The 23680-nt window shown below is 42.7% G+C and carries 20 protein-coding genes; 15 read left to right on the top strand and 5 right to left on the bottom strand.

Annotation, left to right across the window (positions count from 1 at the left end):
- The first annotated feature begins 426 nt into the window (after positions 1–426).
- The 8 genes from NF543_RS19125 (at position 427) to NF543_RS19090 (ending at position 7010) form a co-directional block, all read left to right on the top strand.
- On the top strand, positions 427–1017 hold the full coding sequence (locus NF543_RS19125) for a hypothetical protein (protein ID WP_257669794.1): 591 nt from the start codon (positions 427–429) through the stop codon (positions 1015–1017).
- A 231-nt stretch (positions 1018–1248) separates the two neighbouring features.
- Entirely contained in the window at positions 1249–1815 is a 567-nt protein-coding gene (locus NF543_RS19120; RefSeq protein WP_257669793.1) for a Crp/Fnr family transcriptional regulator, read from the top strand.
- A 76-nt stretch (positions 1816–1891) separates the two neighbouring features.
- Positions 1892–2341 (top strand): DoxX family protein, encoded by a 450-nt coding sequence (locus NF543_RS19115; protein WP_257669792.1) that lies wholly within the window; start codon positions 1892–1894, stop codon positions 2339–2341.
- Complete coding sequence (locus NF543_RS19110) at positions 2338–2802, top strand: carboxymuconolactone decarboxylase family protein (protein ID WP_257669791.1); 465 nt, start codon at positions 2338–2340, stop codon at positions 2800–2802. The genes NF543_RS19115 and NF543_RS19110 overlap by 4 nt, the downstream gene beginning before the upstream one ends.
- A 110-nt stretch (positions 2803–2912) precedes the next feature.
- Positions 2913–3749, top strand: a complete 837-nt coding sequence (locus NF543_RS19105; RefSeq protein ID WP_308379193.1) for a DUF6597 domain-containing transcriptional factor — start codon at positions 2913–2915, stop codon at positions 3747–3749.
- A 74-nt stretch (positions 3750–3823) separates the two neighbouring features.
- Positions 3824–4297 (top strand): DUF6265 family protein, encoded by a 474-nt coding sequence (locus NF543_RS19100; RefSeq protein WP_257669789.1) that lies wholly within the window; start codon positions 3824–3826, stop codon positions 4295–4297.
- A 466-nt stretch (positions 4298–4763) separates the two neighbouring features.
- On the top strand, positions 4764–5630 hold the full coding sequence (locus tag NF543_RS19095) for an alpha/beta hydrolase (RefSeq protein WP_257669788.1): 867 nt from the start codon (positions 4764–4766) through the stop codon (positions 5628–5630).
- A 60-nt stretch (positions 5631–5690) separates the two neighbouring features.
- Positions 5691–7010 carry a serine hydrolase domain-containing protein gene (locus NF543_RS19090; protein ID WP_257669787.1) on the top strand — a complete coding sequence of 440 codons (1320 nt, stop codon included), beginning with the start codon at positions 5691–5693 and terminating at the stop codon, positions 7008–7010.
- A gap of 30 nt (positions 7011–7040) precedes the next feature.
- Here the strand turns inward: NF543_RS19090 and NF543_RS19085 are convergent, their stop codons facing one another.
- From NF543_RS19085 to murQ, 4 genes are all read right to left on the bottom strand, one after another.
- Complete coding sequence (locus NF543_RS19085; protein WP_257669786.1) at positions 7041–9680, bottom strand: outer membrane beta-barrel protein; 2640 nt, start codon at positions 9678–9680, stop codon at positions 7041–7043.
- Positions 9681–9684: 4 nt separating this feature from the next.
- On the bottom strand, positions 9685–10698 hold the full coding sequence (locus NF543_RS19080) for a FecR family protein (RefSeq protein ID WP_257669785.1): 1014 nt from the start codon (positions 10696–10698) through the stop codon (positions 9685–9687).
- A gap of 3 nt (positions 10699–10701) precedes the next feature.
- Positions 10702–11367 carry an RNA polymerase sigma-70 factor gene (locus NF543_RS19075; RefSeq protein ID WP_257669784.1) on the bottom strand — a complete coding sequence of 222 codons (666 nt, stop codon included), beginning with the start codon at positions 11365–11367 and terminating at the stop codon, positions 10702–10704.
- A 66-nt stretch (positions 11368–11433) separates the two neighbouring features.
- Entirely contained in the window at positions 11434–12249 is an 816-nt protein-coding gene (gene murQ / locus NF543_RS19070) for an N-acetylmuramic acid 6-phosphate etherase (RefSeq protein WP_257669783.1), read from the bottom strand.
- A 344-nt stretch (positions 12250–12593) separates the two neighbouring features.
- Here murQ and NF543_RS19065 point away from each other — a divergent pair, with 344 nt between their 5' ends.
- The 4 genes from NF543_RS19065 to NF543_RS19050 all read left to right on the top strand — a co-directional run bounded on the left by NF543_RS19065 (position 12594) and on the right by NF543_RS19050 (position 17823).
- Complete coding sequence (locus NF543_RS19065) at positions 12594–14621, top strand: copper-translocating P-type ATPase (RefSeq protein ID WP_257669782.1); 2028 nt, start codon at positions 12594–12596, stop codon at positions 14619–14621.
- 344 nt (positions 14622–14965) lie between these two features.
- The gene (locus NF543_RS19060) at positions 14966–16741 is read left to right on the top strand and encodes an ABC transporter ATP-binding protein (RefSeq protein ID WP_257669781.1); all 1776 of its coding nucleotides are present in this window, start codon (positions 14966–14968) and stop codon (positions 16739–16741) included.
- A gap of 66 nt (positions 16742–16807) precedes the next feature.
- Positions 16808–17296 carry an ecotin family protein gene (locus NF543_RS19055; protein WP_257669780.1) on the top strand — a complete coding sequence of 163 codons (489 nt, stop codon included), beginning with the start codon at positions 16808–16810 and terminating at the stop codon, positions 17294–17296.
- Positions 17297–17370: 74 nt separating this feature from the next.
- Complete coding sequence (locus NF543_RS19050; RefSeq protein WP_257957532.1) at positions 17371–17823, top strand: GreA/GreB family elongation factor; 453 nt, start codon at positions 17371–17373, stop codon at positions 17821–17823.
- A gap of 1 nt (position 17824) precedes the next feature.
- Here the strand turns inward: NF543_RS19050 and NF543_RS19045 are convergent, their stop codons facing one another.
- Positions 17825–18700, bottom strand: coding sequence for a helix-turn-helix domain-containing protein (locus NF543_RS19045; protein WP_257669778.1), 876 nt, complete (start codon positions 18698–18700; stop codon positions 17825–17827).
- A gap of 138 nt (positions 18701–18838) precedes the next feature.
- Between NF543_RS19045 and NF543_RS19040 the strand changes: the two genes are divergently transcribed.
- The 3 genes from NF543_RS19040 to NF543_RS19030 are packed head-to-tail and all read left to right on the top strand — an operon-like array spanning position 18839 to position 23677.
- Positions 18839–19657 carry a phytanoyl-CoA dioxygenase family protein gene (locus tag NF543_RS19040; RefSeq protein ID WP_257669777.1) on the top strand — a complete coding sequence of 273 codons (819 nt, stop codon included), beginning with the start codon at positions 18839–18841 and terminating at the stop codon, positions 19655–19657.
- Positions 19654–20493 carry an IolE/MocC family protein gene (locus tag NF543_RS19035; protein ID WP_257669776.1) on the top strand — a complete coding sequence of 280 codons (840 nt, stop codon included), beginning with the start codon at positions 19654–19656 and terminating at the stop codon, positions 20491–20493. The genes NF543_RS19040 and NF543_RS19035 overlap by 4 nt, the downstream gene beginning before the upstream one ends.
- A 34-nt stretch (positions 20494–20527) precedes the next feature.
- A complete protein-coding gene (locus NF543_RS19030) occupies positions 20528–23677 on the top strand; it encodes a SusC/RagA family TonB-linked outer membrane protein (protein WP_257669775.1) in 3150 nt (1049 codons plus the stop codon).
- The last annotated feature ends 3 nt before the right edge of the window (positions 23678–23680 follow it).

The following is a 23680-nucleotide window of genomic DNA, read 5'->3' as shown; positions in this document are numbered from 1 at the left end:
CTCAATGATTCATCACTGGAGCCAATAGTGCTGCTTTTATTTACCATGGACGTTCATATTTGTCCAAACCTTCTTCCTCGAATCGCTTCTCAACGTTCAGGCCTTTATCAAGACTACGGTTTCTAATCCAATACTTCTGTTTGCACCTGTAATTAATACGGTTTTCATGTTGAAGGTCCGGACTTTCAACATGAAATCATTTGCCATATGGCAAAAAGCAAGTTAACTTAAATGGATTAGTGTCGTTTGTCGGGAGCGGATGAGCAGGCCAATCCTGTATAGGTTGTCAATTCAAAACCGCCAATCATAAAACAGCAGGCCTTAACGGTTAATCGGCATGTAAAGCATAAACGCTGCAGCCATACTTTTGGGCCATAATTAAAGAAGTAACAAAATAATTTATTGACAAGATTAAATTTTAACAACATGAAAACAAAGTTTACCGCCATACTGGCACTAATCATCCTGGCCCTGGGATCCTGCAAAAAGGATAAGGGCGTTGTTCCTGAACCGGTGAAAACGGTTAAGACCGGAACTGTTACCCTGAAAAACCATAATACGGAAAAGGACCCTGAGAAGGCAGTAGTATGGTTTTCCATATCCGATCAGTCGGTACATGCTATGGAAGAAATTTCTTCAAAGGCAGCTTTACAGAAGAATATTGCTTTCGGGTATAATCTCAATGATATTAACTGGGGCTTGTATTCGCCTACCGCGTATCCTCATCAATACGGGCAGGAGAGTTGGGCACACAAGAGTACAACCATTTTTAAGGATCTGCCCATGACCTTTGACGTATTTGCAAAGCAAGCACAATCTGACCCCGAATCCATCAACGAAGCTTTCATTAACAAAATGTTTGCTGATGGCAGTGGTGCCGAGGCCTCGGTAAAGGACTTTCCGGAAGGCGCTGCCTATGTTTTTGAAACCGCAGATGGTGTTAAGGGGATTTTCCGGGTTACCAGCCTTGCTCAAAACCTTACCACGGTGGAACTGAAAGTTTGGGTTCTTCAATAGGGATAGCGGTAGTTTGTTAGCGTTGAAGGGGCCGGCACGGATAGTGTCGGCCTTTTCGTTTTTATATTAGCGCATTTTTTTATAATTTATAATCGATATGACGCTCTAAGAAAATCAGACAATGAAGAAGGCGAAAAAGTACTATCTTTAAATATTAAGCTACAGAGAACAATGTAAAATGGAAAGGTATGCTCAAGATGCCATAAAGAACATAAAGTAAATTCAATATTTATGAAAAATCTAGTTAGACATATCCAAAATTATGTTCATCTGACAGATTCGGATATTAAACGACTCTATGAAGAAACCCAGGTAATCTCAATAAAAAAGAAAGAATTCCTGTTACAGGAAGGTGGGATTTGCCAATCCGATTATTTTGTGAGCCAAGGCTGTTTACGCATGTATTTTATCAAAGAAAATGGCACAGAGCAAATCACCCAGTTTGCTATCGAAAACTGGTGGATGTCGGATTATATGAGCTTAATGACTCAGAAAGCTTCCCCCTTCTACTTACAGACCATTGAAAACGCCAAAATAATACGATTAAATGCATCTTCCGCTGAGCGATTATTTGAAGATGTACCGGTACTGGAGCGATATTTCAGGTTGGTAAGGCAACATGCTTATGCCGCGTCACAGTTTCGAATTAAATTTCTCTACGATTACTCCAGAGAAGAATTGTACCGTCATTTTTCATCTCATTTCCCAGAATTTGTACAACGGGTTCCTCAATACATGTTGGCTTCCTATTTAGGATTTACACCAGAGTATCTTAGTGAGATAAGGAAAAAAACCTGAAAACCCCATTTCTTAAACTGGTTTAACTTCTAATTCACATGGGACGGCTAAATTTGCCTATATAAAATGTCAAGGAATGAGCGCTTACAACCAGCAGTATATTCAACTATTTGTGCGGGTAGCAGTGGCAACTGCTTTTTTATCGGCGGTGGCAGACCGTTTAGGTTATTGGGGTGAACCAGGAAGCCCAAACGCCTCTTGGGGAGACTGGGAGAGTTTTTTAATTTATTCAAACAAACTCAATTTTTTCGTGTCTCAGCAAATTGGCGAGTTATTGGCGATTACAGCCACGGCCTTGGAAGTTGTTTTTGCCCTTTTATTATTGATTGGATATAAAACCAAAATTACCAGCGTATTATCCGGTATTTTATTGACGCTTTTTGCAGTGGCCATGACCATGGCATTCGGCATTAAATCCACTTTTAATTATTCGGTATGGATAGGTGCCAGCGCATGTTTTTTATTGAGTATGATGAATACATATCGTTATAGTTTGGACAACTACCTACAAAATAGAAAAACATGAAACAACGAATTAGCATCAAAGATTTAGAACCAAACGCATACAAAGCAATGTTTGGACTGGAAAAATATCTTAATACGACAGGTTTGGATAAAACGTTGAGGAACTTGATTAATATAAGAGCAGCTCAAATAAATGGTTGTGCTTATTGTATAGAAAAACATAGCGCTGAAGCCTTAAGTGATGAGGAACATCAGAAAAGAATATTTGCCCTGACTGCATGGTGGGAATCGCCATTCTTTACTGAAAAGGAAAAATCTTTATTGGCAATCACAGACGAAGTAAGCTTGATAGCTGACAAAGGATTGACGGATATCACTTTTCAAACTGCAAGGGTATATTTCAACGAAAATGAAATAGCTCAAATTATTATGCAAATCGGGACAGCTAACATTTGGAATCGCATTGCAATATCGACACATATGTTTCATGGAGAAGGAATTCCACAGCAAGCACTTGATTAAAAGAAAGATTTACCTAATTTGGTAATCGTCTGAGCATCGCTAAGGGGATAGACAATTTTAGAACAGCATGCATTAAGGCACTTTATGATGGATTAATAAATAATCAACAGATGAACTACCAAACGTTTGAGCCCAATAAGGACCTTAGTGCATTTGTAAAATGCTATTGGACATTGGAAAGCCCGAAACCTACCCGCCAGGCAGGAGGGGAAGAACATGCTCAACGGCAAACAATAGTCCCTGATGGGTGTATGGAAATGATTTTTCATTATGGCGATTTATACAAACAATATCTAGGAAAGGAGAACAGCATTGTCCAGCCAAGATGCTTTGTCATCGGGCAGCTAACACAACCCCTTGAAATAGAGCCAATGGGTGAAACAGGAATATTCTCCGTTCGTTTTCACCCCGATGGCTTTATACCATTTGCAACTATATCCATAAAAGAAATGGAAAACAGCGCTGTGGCATTGGAAAAATTATTTGGAAAAGGCGGACAGGAAATAGCGCAAAACGTTTTGAATGCAAAGACAGCTTCTGAACGAATAAACCTCACTGAAGCGTTTTTAATAGGCCGATTGGCAGATTCAAAAACTATTGATCGCATCATAAAATCAACGGTCGATATGATATTGACCGCCAACGGGCAACTTTCTATTAATGAACTCTCCAAGCGCATTGTCATTAACCGAAGACAATTGGAGCGCAAATTTTCTTCAACCATTGGTTTAAGTCCAAAGCAACTTTCTAAAACCATCAGGTTACAAGCTACGCTTAAGTTATTGGTGAACAAGCAATTTACAAGTTTTACAGCTTTGGCATACGAAGGCGAGTATTACGACCAAGCCCATTTTATTAAAGACTTTAAGGAATTTACAGGATTTACCCCAAAGGAATTTTATGGCGAAAACCTGAAAATGTCTTCCCTCTTTTATGGTGCAGGGTAGGATTGTCGTGTTTTTACAATTTCACTCTTATAATTGTTTGCTACTTTGCACTTGTAACCTTAAAAACAATGAAAATGAAATTATATATACTATTTACCCTGGTTGGAATACTTGTTTTTTGCGGTTGGAAAACTGAAACGGAAAAACAAATCAAGAAAGCGGAGTGGCTCATCGGAACTTGGGAAAACAATACCCCAAAAGGTTGTATTTACGAAACTTGGGTTAAAGTAAACGAGAGTGTATTGTTTGGTAAAAGTTATATGATACAAGAAAAGGACACCCTTGTTTTTGAAACAATAAAACTAATTCAAAAGCAAGACAGCCTTTTTTATATTCCAACGGTAAAAAATCAGAACAATAATGTGCCTGTCCGTTTTGCGTTGAAAACAGTTTCGGACACTGTATTGGTGTTTGAAAATCCAAAACACGATTTCCCTCAAGTCATATCGTACACAAAAATCAATGCAGATTCATTGATTGCTGAAATTTCGGGAACGAAAAACGGTAAAGAACATAAGCAGACTTTCCGGATGAAAAAACAACATTAAAAAGCGACCTCATCACAAATAATTTGTTTCCTTGGTTTTGTCTTCTTGGTTAGTTATGCTTATAATAAGGTTAAACTTAAGCAGTTCGGCTACCTGCTCTATCATGAAGGACTTCACGCAGATTATATGCTTTCATTGAAACGCCCGTTATAAAGCGCAACTAATTCCTACATTCATTGACGACATTTCATGAATGTATTCGTTAAAAAATGTAAAAACTGTTAAAAACGTTAAAACATTAACTACCTGTTTGTTATCAGACTATTTTTGATCCCATATTGTCTGTAGCAATGGGAGATACCTACCTAATCATACAAAGAATAAACAAGCCTGTATCGATCTTTGGCTGTTGCCTGCTGCTAGCTATGGCGCCGTCCTATTTGCTGGCACAACAAAGGGATACCATTCGCCACATCATGATGGACAAGATAACCATTACCGGAAAACGTAACCATAACAAAGAGCCATGAATTATACGTCAGCTTTATTTTTTTCTCTTCTTCCATTTGCTGGTATAGCACAGCTAGGCCAGTCGACTAATTATGTGGATGCTGAAACAATAGCATTTTATTCATCAGCGGTCAAAGACACGTTTACGGTAAGCATACAGCTTCCAAAAGAATATAATACCAGTCCGGACACGCGCTATCCCATCGTGGTATTATTGGATGGCGACTTCTATTTCCCAACGATGGCACCAGTAATGCGCCAATATGAGATGACGGGCTTGCTCCCTCCAATGATTTTGGTAGGGATAGGCTACGGTAGCTTCCATAAGATGGATTCACTACGGGTGAGGGATTTCCTCTACCCGGAGTCTTTGGAAACCGATGAGATGACCGCTCCAGGGGGTGGTAAGGATTTTTATCAATTTTTGAGTCGTGAGTTGCTGCCGAATTTAGAGTCTAAGTTGCGGGTGGATACATTGCAGCGGTCACTTTTGGGGCATTCTTTTGGTGGTTACTTTGCGTTGTATGCCCTGTTGCAGCAGGCAAGCGAAGGGCGATCGGTGTTTTCGAATATTGTGGCAGCAAGTCCTACACTGTGGTACCATGATTTTTACCTCAACCGGCTTCCAGATACACTACATACGGCTAGTCGGGAAAATCCAATTAATATCTTTATGACAGCTGGAGATCTTGAAAACACGGAGTGGACCTTAAATCCGATATATAGACTAACCACTTCTTTCAAAAAGCAAAACTCCGCCCAATTGTATTTGAATACGGTCATGTTCAATTTTCTTGACCACATGGATACTGGCCAGCTCAGTTTTATTAAAGGGTTGCAAAATTTCTCGCAACCCCGATACATGATAGCTGAAAACCGTTGATTTGCCACTCTCGACCATACCACGACCGTAACAAACGCTAAATGAACGCGTCAAAAATGCATGACAAGAAATTTAATTGCGGCACTATTTGTTGCGTTAATAAGCCAGATTGGGTTTACTCAAGACCTAGACAAAACCAAATTAGACAATTATTTTGATGCGCTTGAAAAAAACGATAAGTTTATGGGAAGCGTGGCCATTTCTCACAACGGAACATTAATTTACACCAGATCAGTTGGATATCTTGATGTAGCGAATAGCCAAAAGGCCAACAAAAATACGAAATACAGAATCGGATCGATTTCAAAAACATTTACAGCCACTTTGGTATTAAAGGCGGTAGAAGAAAAGAAATTAAGCCTAAACCAAACCATTGAAACATTCTTCCCAAGCATTAAAAATGCCGAAAAAATCACCATAAGCAATTTGCTTAACCACCGAAGTGGAATCCATAACATCACATCCAACAAGGATTATCCGGAGTGGAACACACAACCGAAAACGGAAAAAGAAATCGTGGAAATCATTTCAAAATCGGGCAGTGATTTTGAGCCGGATTCCACAGCAAACTATAGCAATTCAAACTATGTATTGCTGACGTATATCCTTGAGAAGGCGTTTGAAAAACCGTATGCCGACCTGCTGGAACAATACATTACGAAACCTGTAGGTTTAACGAATACGTATTTCGGAGGAAAAATTGACCCAAACAGTAATGAAGCGAACTCTTATACATTTAAGGGGCAATGGATAAAGGAACAGGAGACAGACAGCTCCATCCCTTTGGGTGCCGGCGCTATCGTTTCGACTCCTACAGACATCATCAGGTTTGGAGAGGCTCTTTTCTCGGGAAAGGTTATTTCAATTGCAAGTGTTGAACGGATGAAAACATCCAAAGACGGATACGGAATGGGGCTATTCCAAAATTCTTTTCAGGAGAAGAAAGCATTTGGGCATAACGGGGGGATAGATGGATTCAAGTCGACATGGGGCTATTTTCCTGAAGAAGGGATTTCTTTTGCCCTCATGTCTAACGGAAGTAATTTTAACACCAATGATGTTGCCCTTGCCATATTGAGTGCGATTTACGACAAACCCTATGATATCCCGGAATTTAGTGCATTTGAGGTTACTTCAGCAGACCTAGATCAATACTTGGGAGTTTATTCATCCATGCAAATGCCGCTGAAAATAACGATTACCAAAAATGAAAATACGTTAATAGCCCAAGCAACCGGGCAACCTTCATTTCCGCTAGAGGCAACTGAAAAAGACAAATTCCATTTTGACCAAGCTGGAGTAGTGCTTGAGTTTGACCCCACGGAAAAAACCATGATACTGAAGCAAGGTGGGGGCGAATTTACATTTACGAAAGAATAGAACGGTATGTCGATGATTGGACATCTTAATTTAATTACCAATTCTCTTCCGCTCATCTTCAGCACTCTCTTCGATTTTCTTGTTACTGAATTTTTTGCCGGACATAAACGTGTAGCTGAATGATAGACCAACTGTACGTGTAGGCCTTTTCTGATAAAAGTAGATGGTCGTCCCATTGTCCTCGGTGATATCTTTTTCCCGGGCGGTATTAAACACATCGGTGATAGTGAGCCTCAGGCGGCCCCTATCTCCAAATAAGCGCTTGGTATACCCGAGGTCCATGGCAAATTGGTATGCCATGTCCGAGTTTGCGGAAAGATAAGGAGACCGGTAATAGCTAAAGACATCGGCATCACCTATTTTCTTGATGTTGAAGACCTGAAACGTGCTGACATTAAAGGAGGTATTGTTGTAATCGACATCCTGAATACGATAACGCAGTGTGGATAGGTGCATGTTGTTCGTCATGGACCACCACTTTTTCACTTTTATCGGGGCAAACAAACTCACACCGTAACGGTAACTATGGTTGAAATTCCTGATTTGGTACTCAATCACCTTATCGATGGACTGCGCATATTGGGCCATCATGTTGTCTGTGGACGAAAAGTATACATCGAACGAAATGCCGCTGCCAAAGGTGACGCCAGTCTCTACCCTGTTCACATATTCCGGCAACAAGTCTGGATTGCCGATCTGGGCCAAATAATCATAAAACTGCAGGCGGTAAGGATTGAGCGACGCAAATGACGGTCGGCTCAACCTGCGGGTATAGTTGAGCAGTAAAGAAGTCTTTTTGGCACTATCCAATTCATGCATAATGAACACAGAAGGAAAGAAATTCAGGTAAGAGCGGTGAAACTGTATCCCTGCAGTAAATGAATTTCCATCCATGATGGTTTGCTCAGCCCTGAGGCCTAATTGTACGCTGGTTCGCTTGAGTTTATGCTCCAGAGATGCATATCCCATCATCAGCTGCTCTTTATAGATGAATCGGTTGCTGCGCCCTGGGTCTAATATCCAACTATCTACGATGAAGTTTTCATGGACTACCTCATTGTCGCGGTTGGTTGAAGTATATTTGGCCCCCACTTTAAATTGCATCTTGTTTTTGAATAACTGGGTGAAATCCGTCTGGGCGCTAAACAGCCGTGTTATACTTGGCGTCGAATTACGGAAGGTGGCATCCTGTTGCGGATCCGAATACCGGGATTGAAAATGATTGATGTTGGGGTTTTCGCTATGTACATAGTCCGCAATGAATTTCAATCTGGAACCTAGGCTGTCGGTCTTCAGCGAATAGTTCAGGGTAGTGCTGCTAAACTCAGGTTTCCTTGTCCATTCTGAATTAGCCAATCCGTCAAGCGCCTGCTCTTGACCCGTCAGTTCAATTTCCGTATCAAAATACTGGAGCAACTTACCCCTGTTCAAGTTGGTCTGCAATCCGATGGATTGGTTTGCGCTGAAATCATATACTGCCCCTAAGCGTAGCATAGCGCGGTCATTGTTGTTGTACCGATCGGTGAAGCTATTATAGACGCTTTGATCCGGATAGTGGATATCGTTAGTGGCGATGTATTCGCTTTGATCTTTTTCATAGCCCGTCGACCCGAAGGCATAGAAATCTTTGATTTTATAATTCAACGTGGCGGCTACTCCATATCGTGGTCGCTCCACCTGCTGCCTATACTGTGTGTTTACCGAGCCGACAAAACCCTCCTCACGGCCCTTTTTCAAGATGATATGTACAATTCCCCCCGAACTCTCGGCTTCAAACTCAGCGGGTGGATTCGGTAAAATTTCGATTTTCGAAATATCTTCGGACCGGAGCGTACGCAGATATTCCGCCAAATCGGTTGACGACATCCGTTGCACCACGTCATTGATCATAACAAGTACCGACTGGCCCCGAAGGCTTATCGCACCGTTCGGATTCACCCATAAGCCGGGCGACTTTTGCAGAATTTCTAGGCCGTTGCTTCCATTTTCCAATACGCTGCCTTCTACATTAACGATAAACCGATCCGCCCTGCGCTCAATTGCTGGTTTCTGCGCATTCACTTGCACCTCATCCAAGAGGCGACTTTCTCGCTCCAATTGGAGACTGGCAAACAAGGCCGTATCCGGGTAGCTAAACGACGTTTCAGTAGCCTTATATCCGATGGAAGATAGCTTCAATGAATACGCTTCTCCTTCTTTGAATGCATAGCGGAGATGAAACCGCCCATACGTATCTGTAGTCGTGCCTGTTAAAAACTGATTACCTGAAAATAAGCTTACGGAAGCATAGGAGATAGCTTGTTGGTCTGCATTTCGGATATTGCCAGATAACCGGATCTTTGCTTGCTCTTGTTCCAGCGTATACTGTGAACTTTTATTGCCGATTACAATCAGGTTTCCGGAGAGTTCTTTATAGAATAAATCGTATCCTGATAAGATTTTATTTAATAACGTTGATATCGGATATTCTCCGGAGGCCAAATAAACCATCATATCTTCGGCCACAAATTCATCACTAAAAACGATATTATACATTGATTTCCGTTCTATATGATTTAAAACAGAAATAAGCGATTGCTTACCTGATTTTATCTTGACACTTCCTTCTTGTGCGATGGATGGAAAGAATTGGAAGGAAAGAAGCAATAAGATTACTATTCTTAATGCCATGGCTTTATTCTATGACGACCAATTTACCTTCAATCCTATAATTAAAGGGATAAGACGTGCGTAATGCATCCAGCGCTTGCTTTAAATTTACTTGGTTAAATGTGCCGCTGAATCGTTTGTCCTTTAGTTCCTCATTTCTTATTTCAATTCTTACCGCGTATTTTTCCTCCATTCTCACAGCCAGGTCTTTCAATTTCTCCTTCTTAAAAACTAAGGAATCGTGGTTTTGTAACCAGTTGATTTCAGCTAATAAAGATTCTTTTGGTAAGGAAATTAATTTGAGGAGCTGGTTGGATTCAGCCACTAATTTTTGATTGGGTTTAAGCAATGTTTTCTGCATGGAATCTCCTTTAGCGGTTACTTCTATCGATCCTTCAATTAGCGAAACCGATACAGTTGATGAGTTTTCATAAGCATTCACGTTAAACATGGTGCCCTTCACTTCGACAATTAGACCGCCTGCATACACAAATAAGGGAACTTTTTCATTTTTCGCTACTTCAAAATACGCTTCGCCCTGCAACGTGATATTTCTAGCTTTTAAACCAAAATCAGGATTGTATTGGATAACGGATTCTTTATTTAATAGGATTCTAGTACCATCATTTAAGGTAACAAACCTCTTTTCAGCTTCTGTTTTGATTTCTGTCAAGGGTGCGTGTTCTGCTTTATAGGCATTTTTGTAAATCACAACTCCTATACTCATGCATAATACAATAGCTGCCGCTACCTTCAACCAAGTATGCCGCTTTGATTTTGAAATTGGACGATCATGCGCTCGTTTCCCCAATTTTTCGGAACGATCTACTTCATCAATAGCACGCCATACGTTGGCCAATTTTATTCGATCGGTTCCGTTGGATCGGGATGGAGTATGGAAGTAATGCGTTAATAGTTCGGCTTGACGTCTGTATGCATCATTTGATTTCAAAACTTCCTTAAATTCTTCTTCTTCAACGGCTGATAGACCATCTGTTAGCCTGCGCGTTAACAATAGCAAGAAATCTTCTTTGTTCATCATTTATAGTAGTAATAAAAGGAAATATGGAAGCATAACCTGTGTTATATTGATCAACCAAACCATAAAAAATGTCCTTCTTGGCGATCCATTCGGTAGATTACCTTCATTAAGATACTTTTCTACTTTTTCGTTCAATACTTTTATAGCGTTATAGACTTGATTTTCTACCGTGCGGACAGATATGTCAAGAAGTTCTGCTACTTCTTTGCATTTCAGTCTATCCTCTTTTACCATTTTAAAAATCGCCTTACGCTGGTCCGGCAAGCTATCCACCACTTCATCGAGATATGAAAGTAACTCTTTATATTCCAGTATTTTTTCGGGATCCGCTATCATTGTATATTGTGATTCATTTAACGTAATTTCATCTAGCGCTACTTTCAGGTATTTTTCTTCACGTTTTAAATACGTAAAACATGCATTTTTAACGGATTTATACAGATAAAAAATCGGTTCGTGAATGTTTGATAAATCTGCTCTTCGAACCCAAAGCTTCACAAATATTTCGGAGACGATCTCCTCGGCTGATTCCTCATTTTTAATATATTGAATCGCAAATTGCTTAAGATTATCGAAATGCAGCAGGTATACCTGATCAAAAGCTTTCTTTTGGCCGGCTTCTATTTCCGTGAACAATTCTTTAATCGTTAATCCTTTATAGGCCATGAATACTGGTGAGTTATTGTATTAAATTTTTCTGATTTATTGCCTTTTTTATATTCAGCATGTTCGTTAATCGTCCAATGTATTCACCAATTCAATTGCTTTTCGGATATTGCCGTATTTATCAATCAGTTTCTCCGCTTCCGTATAGTTGAGGCCTGTCTCTTGCATCAACATCATGATCCCTCTATTTTTTAACTTATTATTGGAAACTTTCATGTCGACCATTTTATTTCCTTTTATTCTTCCTAACTTAATCATCACGGAGGTACTGATCATATTGAGAACCATTTTTTGCGCTGTACCAGCCTTCATCCGTGTGGATCCCGTAATAAATTCAGGCCCCGTTATGGTTTCTATAGGATAATTAGCTTCGCTGGCGATAGGACTGGCTAAATTGCAGACTAAACATCCAGTAAGTATTCCCTTTTTGTTGGCTTGCTCAATTGCCGCCAAAACATAGGGCGTGGAACCGGAAGCCGAGATCCCTAAAACTATATCCTGTTCGTTGATATGAATATTTTTTAGATCTTCCCATGCTTGCACGGTATCGTCTTCTGCAAATTCTATGGCCGTTCTGATGGCTTGATCTCCTCCCGCGATTAATCCGATAATCCTATCGGCAGATACCCCAAAAGTGGGTGGGCATTCAGAGGCATCCAAAATTCCTAAACGACCGCTAGTACCTGCTCCAATATAGATTAAACGACCACCTTCATTCATCCGGGTAACTACCGCTTTTACAAATGCTTCTATTTGCGAAAGGGATTTATGGACGGCATCGGCTACCTGCCGATCTTCTTGGTTTATATTTTGCAATATTGCTGCTACATCCATGTATTCTAAATCATGGTATATTGACTCTTTCTCGGTTAATTTTTCCATTTATTCAACGTATATTACTGGGTGCCTAGGCTTATCGTTGCCTCACTATATTAAAAGACTATCATACCGAAGAAATTACTCATGCCAAAATGAAAAATATTTTTTAGATATAACGAGCTTTTTGAATTTAACCGTGATAGTTGTATGTCGGACACGGTCTGCGTTCTATTTTTAGTTTATGCTAGCTTTAGCCACTGACTTGATAGACAGACGCTAATTAGGGGCAGATTAAAACAAGTGCCATAGAACTTTGTATTTCTATCAGACATTTATGCTAAATTCGTCTAACGGTGCCCAAGCAATGACGGCATAATAACTAAATTAGGACAAAAACATCCGTAGTAATGGAAAATCACACTTCGCATACAAACCACAAGCATCATGATGGCCACGAACACGCCCATGAACACATGCACGCAGATGGGCACGACAAACATGCCGGACACAACGTAGCGGATTTTTGGAGGCGTTTTATAGTATGTACCCTAATCACAATCCCCGCACTGGCTTTATCACATATGATACAGCAATGGTTAGGGTTTGAGTTGACTTTTCAAGGGGATAAATACGTGTTGGCAACACTTTCCACCTTTATTTTTATTTATGGGGGATATCCTTTCCTAAAAGGGCTTTATGATGAGGTGAAGGATAAAGCCATCGGCATGATGACGTTGATTGGCGTAGCCATCACCGTGGCTTGGGCATATAGCGTAGCCATTACGTTCGGTTTGCAGGGAATGGATTTTTATTGGGAAATGGCAACGCTGATCGATATCATGCTTATTGGACATTATTTTGAAATGAAATCGGTGATGGGCGCTTCCCGCTCATTGGAACTACTGGTAAAGATGATGCCTTCCACGGCGCATCATCTTGTCGATGATAAGGTGCACGAAATGCCAGTTAGCGAATTGAAAATAGGTGACATGGTATTGGTAAAACCAGGGGAAAAAGTTCCGGTGGATGGCGTAGTGATAGCAGGCGAAAGTTACTTAGACGAAAGTATGCTTACCGGTGAAAGCAAACCCATAAAAAAGGAAAAAGACAGCAAAGTAATAGGAGGCGCCGTAAATGGAAACGGTTCGCTGACCATCAAGGTATCGAGCACTGGGAAAGATAGCTACCTCAATAAAGTGATAAAACTGGTGGAAGATGCACAAAAGATAAAATCCAAAACACAAAACTTTGCCGACCGTGCCGCTAAGGTTTTAACGTTTGTGGCATTGGGTGGTGGTTTCATTACACTCGTTGTGTGGTTGTTGTTAGATTTTCCTTTTGTGTTTGCCCTGGAAAGAATGGTTACCGTAATGGTGATATCTTGTCCCCATGCTCTGGGACTGGCTGTTCCGCTGGTGGTGGCTATTTCTACATCCATCTCAGCGCAGAAAGGATTGCTCATACGTAACAGAACCGCTTTTGAAAATGCCCGCCTAATCACTACGATCATTTTTGATAAAACTGGAACACTCACAAAAGGAAGCCACCAGTTACAACATGTTGTTGTGTCGGATGAACATTATGATGAAAATGAATTGCTCCGTCTCGCGGCGGGCATTGAACAACATTCGGAACACTACATCGCAACAGGTTTAATGCGAAAAATAAAGGAACTGGACATAGCGACTCCGAAATCCGAAAAATTCAATTATATGCCGGGTAAAGGGCTGGAAGGCATCGTAGAAGGTAAAAACATTAAGGTAGTTGGGCCAAATTACCTGAAAGAACAGCATATGGACGTCACGCAATCAAGCGAAGATGCTACAGGGACAATTGTTTATATTATCATTGACAACGAAGTGGCAGGACAATTCCTCTTCTCAGACCAAATACGGGAAAGTTCTTTTGAAGCCATTCAACAGTTAAAAGCAGCGGGAATTAAGAATTTATTACTCACCGGTGATAACGAAAAAGTAGCTAAAAAAGTAAGTGAAGAACTAAATATGGATGGCTTTTTAGCGAATGTTTTACCCCATGATAAATTAGAGAAAGTAAAAGAATTGCAGGCAGACGGTGAATTTGTTGCCATGACGGGCGATGGGGTAAACGATGCGCCCGCCCTTGCACAAGCCGATGTAGGGATTGCTGTAGGTTCGGGAACGGACGTGGCGGCAGAAACAGCGGATATTATTTTGGTGAATTCCGACCCAAAAGATATTGCCAACCTGATACTGTTTGGAAAAGCTACCTACAACAAAATGATACAAAACTTATGGTGGGCTGCAGGATACAATATTATTGCCATTCCCTTGGCTGCCGGCATTTTATACCAATTTGGGATTATGCTTAGCCCGGCAGCTGGAGCGGTGCTGATGAGTTTAAGTACGATTGTAGTTGCCATAAATGCGCAGATGCTAAAGCGACATTTGGTTTAGCACGTAGGCCATTCATCCTGCTTCGGTTCCAGTTTTGGACACAAAATGACTTTCACGACTAATTGCGATCATAACTTAACCATCCAAAATGTCCCCTGACATAGGGTTGTCATAAGCAGGGCATACTTTTGTCCTGTAAACGAAACTACAGGCAGTTGCGTGAAACCTGTTAACTGTCTTGCACCCGAATTAAATTAAAAAATGAATTTTTGAGAAAAAAGAAGTAAAATTGTGGGGCCTTCCCTATGCCGCTGGTATCCACTAGTGGGCTCAGTACCTAAACAATTGACGCTGATGATATACAAGGAATCAAATTTTTGCTTTTTGAATGACGACTAAAAGATATGAAGCTATTATTAAGATATTTGAGTAATTACAAGGGCCTTATTTTCCTTGCGCTTATTCTTGCTGCCATTAACCAGGTATTTTCTTTACTTAATCCATACATCCTGGGTAATTTAATCATCGATCCTTATGCCAACAAGGCTGCTGAATATAGGGAAAAAGGCGCGGAGGATGCCTTCTTTAAGGGAATCACCATTGGCCTATTATTGATTATAGGTGCTGCCATGGTGTCGCGCATTGCCAAAGCTTTTCAGGATTACGTGGTCAATGTGGTCATACAAAAATTCGGCGCAAAACTCTATACAGACGGGCTTCGTCATGCACTTCGCCTTCCTTTTCAAGATTTTGAGGACCAAAGGAGCGGGGAAACACTCTCTGTCCTGCAGAAGGTTCGTGCCGATTGTGAAAAGTTCATTACCAACTTTGTGAATGTCTTGTTTGCAACATTGGTAGGCATTGTTTTTGTGACCATCATTGCCTTTCAGCTAAGCCCCGCTTTGCCGGCTATTTATCTTGTGGGTGCAGTAACGCTCGCCTTCCTGACCAGCGTCCTGAGTCGCAAAATTAAATTCATCCAGAAAAATATTGTCAAAGACACAAATGCCCTTGCCGGATCCACTACAGAATCGTTGCGCAATATTGAACTGGTGAAAAGCCTCGGCCTCACGCAGCAGGAGATACGTAGGTTGAACACCACGACCATGAAGATTCTAAAACTGGAATTGCGGAAAGTCAAGAGTATCCGTTCCGTTAGTTTTGTACAAGGAACTTTTGTCAACTTTTTGCAACAATGTATCATGTTTGCCCTACTATTTTTTGTGTTCAGGGATGAGGTTACCGTAGGCCAAATGATGATGATGCAATTTTACTCCTTCTTTATTTTTGGCCCCTTGCAGGAATTGGGCAATATTATTTTGTCATACCGGGAGGCCGAAGCTTCCTTAAACAACCTTCAAGACCTTTTAAGCCGGAAAGTGGAATTTCAACCCGCACATCCGGAAAAAATCAATGACATAACCAGCCTTCAGTTCGACGATGTGCGTTTTCAGCACCAATCCGCTACAAGGCCTGCATTGGAGGGAATATCTTTCGGAGTAAAACGAGGGGAAACCATTGCCTTTGTAGGGCCCTCGGGCTCGGGCAAGACAACATTGGTAAAATTACTTGTCGGGCTTTATCATCCGAGCGAAGGGCGTATTTTTTATAACGATTACAGCGATGACCGTATTGACTTTGAAGAATTGCGCCATCAGATTGGGTTCGTCACGCAGGATACCCAATTGTTTTCTGGAACCATAAAGGAAAACCTGTTGTTTGTTAACCCGGGAGCTACCGATGCCATGATCGAAGACGTATTGGAGAAGGCCGCAGGGCAAAATATCCTTGCTCGGGCAGACAAAGGGTTGGATACGGTGATTGGCGAGGGTGGGCTGAAATTATCAGGCGGCGAACGCCAGCGATTATCCATTGCGCGCTCCCTGTTGCGGCAGCCCCACCTCATGATTTTTGACGAGGCTACCTCTGCCCTTGATTCCATTACGGAAGAAGAGATTTCGAATACCATACGCCGCATCACGGCTGAACGCCAGCATATCACCGTGATGATTGCCCACCGCTTATCGACCATTATGTATGCCGATAAGATCTTTGTATTGGAAAAGGGCAGGATTATAGAAACGGGTAACCATGCGACATTGCTTGAGCAAAAAGGGTTATATTATGCGATGTGGCGGCAGCAGATAGGGGAACGTAAGGAAATGCATGCTGATGTTTAACCCCCCCTTTGTAGCGAATTATCCATTCCGGCCGTTATGCAGGTAATAAATTAACATCATGATAAAATGGCAAAATCAATTTTAACAGTTCTCTTGTTCGGTATCGGCATGATGGCCGGCAGTCAGGCGATGGCGCAGGATCATGTCAAAGCGAGCCTGGAGATGTTCCCTAAACCAGCCGAAGGGCAAAAACAGATCATCATAGAAGTGCCCCTATCAGACAATGACCATAACAAGAAAATAGCGTTTTACGTGGGTAAAGATACTGAAACGGATGCCTGCAACCACCATTCGCTCATGGGGTCTTTTGAGAAGAAGGATCTCCAAGGCTGGGGGTACGACTACTATGTGTTTCATACGGAAGGGCATATCGCAGGGACAAAAATGGCCTGTCCGGACGACCAGAAAATTACCCAGTTCGTGCGATCGAATAGTGAATTCACCAATTATAATGGTCGATTGCCCATTGTCATCTACGTACCCGAAGGGTATGACGTAAAGTTTGAAATCTGGCGCTCCGATGCTGAAACCTATAGGGGCATGGAAATTAAGTAGGACTAAGCGGAAAAAAGGCATATGATTTGCTGCTTGGTAGGTGAGTAGATCAACATCAAGCGGAAACAATGGAAATGGAATCATTGAAGGGAGCACTTTTATCGGCCTGTAAACAGTATGTGCAAGATCGAATAACCAATGCCGATCAAGCCATAGCGGTGGCGAGCGACGCAGCTACCGATGACACGAAAAGCAGCGCAGGGGATAAATTTGAGACCACCCGGGAAATGATGCAGCAGGAAATCAACCGCCTTCAGCAATTACTTGCCCAGGCCCGGCAAATGGAACAGGTCTTGCGAAATATCGACATCAATATACACGCGAAGCAAGCTATGTTGGGCAGCTTGGTGGAGACCAACCATGGTGCTTTCTTCCTTTCGGTCAGCGCCGGTCAGCTACTCGTGGACGGAAAGACCTATTTCGCAGTTTCCATAGCCTCTCCTGTCGGTAGCCTGATGCTGGGTAAGGAGGTGGGCGAGCAATTTACGCTTAACCAAATCGAATACCAGCTTGTTAGCGTGTCGTAGTTCAGGCAGGTTTTGTGCGAAAGATCTTAGGTGAAACTCCAAATTTCCCCTTGAATGCTCTGGAGAAATAATAAGGAGAGTCAAAACCCGTGTGATAACCGATTTCCTTGACGCTTAGATTCGTGTTTTTCAGTAGTTCTTCGGCTTTGTCAAGGCGTAAGTCGAGGTGATATTGGTTTGGGGATTTTCCGGTCAACCGTTTGAACGACTTCCTGAACTTCGAGTAGCTAATGGGAAACTGTTCAACCAACTCTTCCATATTAACACTGTTGCTAAGCTGATTCTGCAGCATGAATACAGCTTGTGATACCCATATCGATTCGGGATCGTTATTGATGTTATCCGCAAGCCTTATGTTATTCAGGAGACCCAAAACTTGTAACGCTATGCCAGAAATCAGTTGTGGGTACCCGATCTGAGCCTGCGAAACCGTACCCAGCAAAAGGGTGAATGCAGCCAATAAGTCTTTATTCAATCCTGTCTTTATAAACGGATTTTTTCGGTTGAAGAACTTTTCCATGATATGCTGTGGGTATGCGCCATTGAACCCAACCCAATATTCCTCCCAACCGACGAGTGGATTGGGCTTATAACGATGCCATATGCCTGGAAACAGTATGAAACATGTACCCGCCTCAACTTGTTGGGGTGCCGTTTTTGCCGATTCGAACGTCCCACTGCCATTGGTTATAAATACGATATAGTACCCATCTAGGATCCTTCCTTTGTTCCATGAGAACACGTGGTCTTTCGGATGCTTACTCATGTCTGGGTAGTGCATGTTTTTGTTGGTTTTGCAATAGCCAACCGTATTAACATAGAATTGCCAATCTTTGTCTAAGTCGCTTACATGTAGGTATTTGTGATAGTTATCCATAAGGTTTATCGCTAATTGGTCGTTTCAAACATAGGCTAAAAATATCAAAAAGTGCAAATAATGAAGTGTTTTTGTCATTTTATTACCAGTCTTGAGGGATTACATTTGCAGGAGTATTTAACCAATTAGAGCGCATTTATGAATACCACACTAAGTAGCGAGCAAATCAATTTTTATCGAACCAGCGGATACATCGTCATTGAAGATTTCTTGAATGAAGCTGAATTGGAACATTGGCGGCAGGTGGTCACCCAAGCCATTAAGGAACGGAATGGGTTGAAGATACCGGGAAAGGAAATACGCCTAGGCGAAGATGATGGCATCAACGAAGACGCGAAATATTTCAACAACGTGTTTGATCAACTGTTGAATCTTTGGCAGACCAACGAGGAGGTCAAGCAACTCATGGTGGATGAACGTATCGGCAAGATGGCTGCGGAATTGGCCGGTGTAGCCGGCATCCGCATCTGGCACGATCAGGCATTGGTAAAACGGCCTTGGGCAAACCCGACTTCTTGGCATCTTGACACCCCTTTTTGGTCTTTTTCAGACCGACGGGCATTGTCCATCTGGGTGGCATTGGATGATGCGACGTTGGAAAACGGATGTTTGTTTTTCATTTCAGGCTCACACAAGCGAACCACATTCGAGAATACAGGTATTGGTAAAAACATGGGTGGTATCTTTGAAGTTTATCCCGAATTCAAGCAAACGAAGTCTCATGCAGCGGTGATGAAAGCAGGTAGTTGCTCCTTCCATAACGGATTGACTATCCATGGTGCACACGCCAACATGACACCTGGGTTCCGGCGTGCAATGACCTGCGCCTATATGCCCGATGGAAATACCTATAATGGTACCCCCAATATCCTGCCGGATGAATATGTAAAGACACTCCAAATCGGAGATGTGTTGGACAACGACGAACAAATGCCACTGATCTATAAATTGCGATGAATATCGACTTCTTTTGCCCGCGTTGGGGTTCGGAAAACATCCCTTGGCCAACATTTGGCCAACGGATCAAAAGCGATGGTTACGCTGGCGTAGAGGTATTCCCGCTGGATGACATGGCGAAGAACGAAGACATGGTCGCTACGCTCAGCGACAACGGGCTTTCGTACATCCTGCTCCATGCCGAGTTGATCGAAGGCAAGGACTTCAACCGATATCTGGATGCCTTGGAGCGCAATTTGTACGCATTGCTGTCTTACAAAAGCCGTTCGGCAAAACCCCGATTTATCGTTTCGCAGACCGGTCGCGAATATTACAACAAGGACCAGATGGAAGCTTGCTTTGCACTGTGCGACCGGATTTCAAGGGAGTCGTCCATCCCCATTATCCACGAGACCCATCGCAACAAATGGTCCTATGCAGCGCACATTGTTCACGACTACCTGAAAGCATTCCCGTCGTTGGAGTTGGCACTGGATCTTTCCCATTGGGTTTGCGTATCGGAAAGCTATCTTGAAGACCAAGAGGATGCTGTTGATCTAGCCATACGACATACCAAACACATTCATGCCCGTGTCGGACATCCCCAAGGCCCGCAGGTCACTGACCCGCGGAGTCCGGAAAACCAAGTAGCATTGGACAACCACCTGGCGTGGTGGGATCGGTGGATCGATCACTTGACTGCAGCTGGCAGCCATATGGCTACCATCACCCCCGAGTTTGGTCCGCATCCATATATGGCATACGTACCCAATACGACGCGACTCCTGGCCGACCAATATGAAGTGAATCTTTGGATGAAGCAACTGCTTGAGGTAAGATACCAAGTAAACCATTGAATCCAACCATATCTAACAACTAATCTATTAAATTATGAGACAGAAAAATCGCTTGTTTTTCCGAGCAAATGAAACTACTTGCTGGAAAGTCAAATTACGATGCTTGACCGCGATAGTCCCTATCCTAGTAATCTATTCGCCCACTGCGTCGGCTACAAAAAGCACGTATTTCCCAAATGGGGAGCGTACTATTATTTCTTATCAAGTAAACCATGTTATTACGGGCACGGTATCAGACGAAGCGGGAAACCCAATCGTCGGCGCCAGCATCTTGGAAAAGGGAACAACCAACCCGACAATGACAGATGATAATGGGCAATTCACGTTGAAGGTCGAGGAAAACGCCGTTGTCCAGATATCGTATACCGGCTACATTTCGCAGGAAATTGAAGTGGGAGAACAACGTGTTTTCACTATAATGATGACTGAAGATCTTTTAGCGTTGGAAGAAGTGGTGGTGGTTGGTTACGGTACGCAGAAGAAAGCTTCGCTAACGGGATCTGTTGTTACTGCGAAGGGGGCTGATATTGTTAAAAGCCCTTCAGCGAATGTTTCTCAGTCGCTCGCTGGGCGTTTACCCGGTGTGATTATTAACAGCCGAAGCGGAGAACCCGGAAGGGACGACCCATCAATCATGATCAGGGGCCGTGGCACAACGGGTGCCACTAATGCGTTGGTTATTATTGATGGTGTGGAACGTGGCGGGTTAGGGCAGTTAAACCCGAATGATATCGAAACGATCACGGTACTAAAAGATGCGTCGGCTGCCATTTATGGTTCGCGTGCCGCGAACGGCGTTATATTGGTTACCACAAAGCGCGGGTCTGTTGGAAAGCCGTCTATCAATCTTTCTTTTAACCAAGGGTATAGCCAGCCGACAAGAAATCCGAGGATGGCTGATTCCTATACATTCGGTAAGATATCAAATAACATCGAAATCGATGAAGGGCGGGAGGCAATCTTTTCGGATGTGGAACTTCAGAAATACAAGGAAGGCAGCGATCCCAATTACCCCAATGTGGATTGGTACGACTATATTGTGAGGCCATTAGCGCCCCAACATCGTGGCAACGTATCTGTATCTGGCGGTGGCGAACGAACTAAATATTATTTCTCTATGGGTGATTTAGCACAATCGGGGCAATATACAAATGGTTCAACCGAATTCAGATCATACAACGTACGTTCAAATGTAGATGTTCAGGTAACCGATAATTTGACGGTAGGACTCAATATTTCCGGAAGGGTGGATGACAGACACTATCCATTTTGGAGTAATAACGAGCTAAATAGCCATATCTACCTTTATCAACCCAATTGGCAGCCTTACTGGCCGGGTACAGATTACATGCAGCCACTGAGAGGGAGTGAGAATGTCCACAATTGGGTGACAGATAATGCTGGCCATCAGCAGGAAGATACAAGGGCGGCACAAAGCAACCTCTTTTTTAAATGGGAGTTGCCTTGGATAAAGGGTTTATCGATAGACGGTAGCGGGAGTTATGATTTTTCGGGGGTTTATACCAAAAGGTTTGAGACGCCAAGCTATGTGTATCGTGAGGACGCACAAACGAAGGAGTATGTGAAAGGATTGTCCGGAATGAGCCCATCTTTGGCAAATCTGAACCAGATTAACTATGCAGTAACGCAAATGTATTTTACCTCCAAAGTTAATTATGCAAGGCAGTTCGATATGCATAGTATAGCGCTGATGGCTGGTTATGAGCAAACTCAGATCAAAAGCGCGACACTACAAGCTGGAAGGAGTGATTTCCTGTCCATTAGTTTGCCGGAATTAAATATGGGGAGCAGTGATAAGGCTAAGCAATCAAATTCTGGCTTCTCCGGTCAGGATGCACGGCAGAACGTGTTCGGACGGATCAATTATGACTACGCCGGAAAATACTTGGCTGAAGTGACATTACGGGCTGATGGTTCATCGAAATTCCCCAAGGAGAAACGGTATGGTTTTTTTCCAGGAGCTTCATTGGGTTGGAGAATTTCCGAGGAATCTTTTATGGAAAACTTGGATTTCATCGGTAACCTTAAACTAAGGGGGTCTTATGGGAAGATGGGCAACGATGCCGTTCCTGCATTTCAATACATGATGACCTACGGCTTCAACAACAATTATGTAATCGGCAACAACGATGTAGCAGGTCTTGTGCAAACCAATGTGCCCAATCCGTTTATTACCTGGGAGACCGCGGAAACATGGAATGTCGGTGTCGAGGCCGGTCTATGGAATGGACTAGTGAATGTTGAATTCGATTATTTCAAGTCCCGGCGATCGGATATCCTGACCAAACGTAGTGCGACCGTACCTGACTATACGGGATTGACGTTGCCGGATGAAAATATCGGGATTGTGGATAACCGAGGGTTTGAATTAGTACTTTCTCATACCAACAAGGTAAACGAGGTTTCCTACAGATTGTCCGGCAATGTGTCTTTCGCGCGCAATAAAGTTGTGTTTGCAGATGAGCAACCCGCAGCGGAGCCCTATCAGTATGCCACAGGCAGGCCATATGGGGCGGCATTGTTGTACAAAGCTACCGGCGTGTACCGGGATCAAACACAAGTCGACGCCACGCCCCATTTACCGGGAACCAAAGCTGGCGACCTGATTTATGAGGATGTAAATGGTGACGGCGAAATTGATTCAAGAGATAGGATCAGAATAAATCAAACAAATGTTCCTGAAATTGTCTTCGGGTTTACTGCTAATTTGGCCTACAAGGGGTTTGATTTGGCCTTGTTTTTCCAAGGGCAGGAGAACGCGCAGCAATATTTTGGCGGTTGGTTCCCCGTGATGAGCCATACATTCGGTAATTTCCTCGATTGGCGTGCAAGGGATAGTTGGGCGGTGGACAATGTGGACGCGACCATGCCTAGGGGGAGTACGGCATTGTGGACAACCAGTACAAACAGTTCGTATGCCTCTACACACTGGATGAAAAATGCCGGATTTTTGCGGCTAAAAAATATGGAGCTCGGTTATAACCTACCATCAGCTATCTGTAAATCATTCGGAGCGCAGGGCCTTCGCGTATCCGTTAGCGGAAGTAACCTTTTCATGGTATATGACCACATGAAAGATATGGGTTTTGATCCGGAAACACATGATTTCTGGTACTATCCGCTGCAACGTGTATTTAATTTTGGAGTTAATTTGACTTTTTAATCC

The sequence above is a fragment of the Parapedobacter tibetensis genome (genome assembly GCF_024704835.1).
Classification (GTDB): Bacteria; Bacteroidota; Bacteroidia; order Sphingobacteriales; family Sphingobacteriaceae; genus Parapedobacter; species Parapedobacter tibetensis.
This window is presented reverse-complemented; position numbering and strand designations above follow the sequence as displayed.

Coding starts and splice junctions, on each gene's coding strand:
- NF543_RS19125 (WP_257669794.1), top strand. CDS start 427: ATGAAAACAAAGTTTACCGCCATACTGGCACTAATCATCCTGGCCCTG.
- NF543_RS19120 (WP_257669793.1), top strand. CDS start 1,249: ATGAAAAATCTAGTTAGACATATCCAAAATTATGTTCATCTGACAGAT.
- NF543_RS19115 (WP_257669792.1), top strand. CDS start 1,892: ATGAGCGCTTACAACCAGCAGTATATTCAACTATTTGTGCGGGTAGCA.
- NF543_RS19110 (WP_257669791.1), top strand. CDS start 2,338: ATGAAACAACGAATTAGCATCAAAGATTTAGAACCAAACGCATACAAA.
- NF543_RS19105 (WP_308379193.1), top strand. CDS start 2,913: ATGAACTACCAAACGTTTGAGCCCAATAAGGACCTTAGTGCATTTGTA.
- NF543_RS19100 (WP_257669789.1), top strand. CDS start 3,824: ATGAAATTATATATACTATTTACCCTGGTTGGAATACTTGTTTTTTGC.
- NF543_RS19095 (WP_257669788.1), top strand. CDS start 4,764: ATGAATTATACGTCAGCTTTATTTTTTTCTCTTCTTCCATTTGCTGGT.
- NF543_RS19090 (WP_257669787.1), top strand. CDS start 5,691: ATGACAAGAAATTTAATTGCGGCACTATTTGTTGCGTTAATAAGCCAG.
- NF543_RS19085 (WP_257669786.1), bottom strand. CDS start 9,680: ATGGCATTAAGAATAGTAATCTTATTGCTTCTTTCCTTCCAATTCTTT.
- NF543_RS19080 (WP_257669785.1), bottom strand. CDS start 10,698: ATGAACAAAGAAGATTTCTTGCTATTGTTAACGCGCAGGCTAACAGAT.
- NF543_RS19075 (WP_257669784.1), bottom strand. CDS start 11,367: ATGGCCTATAAAGGATTAACGATTAAAGAATTGTTCACGGAAATAGAA.
- murQ (WP_257669783.1), bottom strand. CDS start 12,249: ATGGAAAAATTAACCGAGAAAGAGTCAATATACCATGATTTAGAATAC.
- NF543_RS19065 (WP_257669782.1), top strand. CDS start 12,594: ATGGAAAATCACACTTCGCATACAAACCACAAGCATCATGATGGCCAC.
- NF543_RS19060 (WP_257669781.1), top strand. CDS start 14,966: ATGAAGCTATTATTAAGATATTTGAGTAATTACAAGGGCCTTATTTTC.
- NF543_RS19055 (WP_257669780.1), top strand. CDS start 16,808: ATGGCAAAATCAATTTTAACAGTTCTCTTGTTCGGTATCGGCATGATG.
- NF543_RS19050 (WP_257957532.1), top strand. CDS start 17,371: ATGGAATCATTGAAGGGAGCACTTTTATCGGCCTGTAAACAGTATGTG.
- NF543_RS19045 (WP_257669778.1), bottom strand. CDS start 18,700: ATGGATAACTATCACAAATACCTACATGTAAGCGACTTAGACAAAGAT.
- NF543_RS19040 (WP_257669777.1), top strand. CDS start 18,839: ATGAATACCACACTAAGTAGCGAGCAAATCAATTTTTATCGAACCAGC.
- NF543_RS19035 (WP_257669776.1), top strand. CDS start 19,654: ATGAATATCGACTTCTTTTGCCCGCGTTGGGGTTCGGAAAACATCCCT.
- NF543_RS19030 (WP_257669775.1), top strand. CDS start 20,528: ATGAGACAGAAAAATCGCTTGTTTTTCCGAGCAAATGAAACTACTTGC.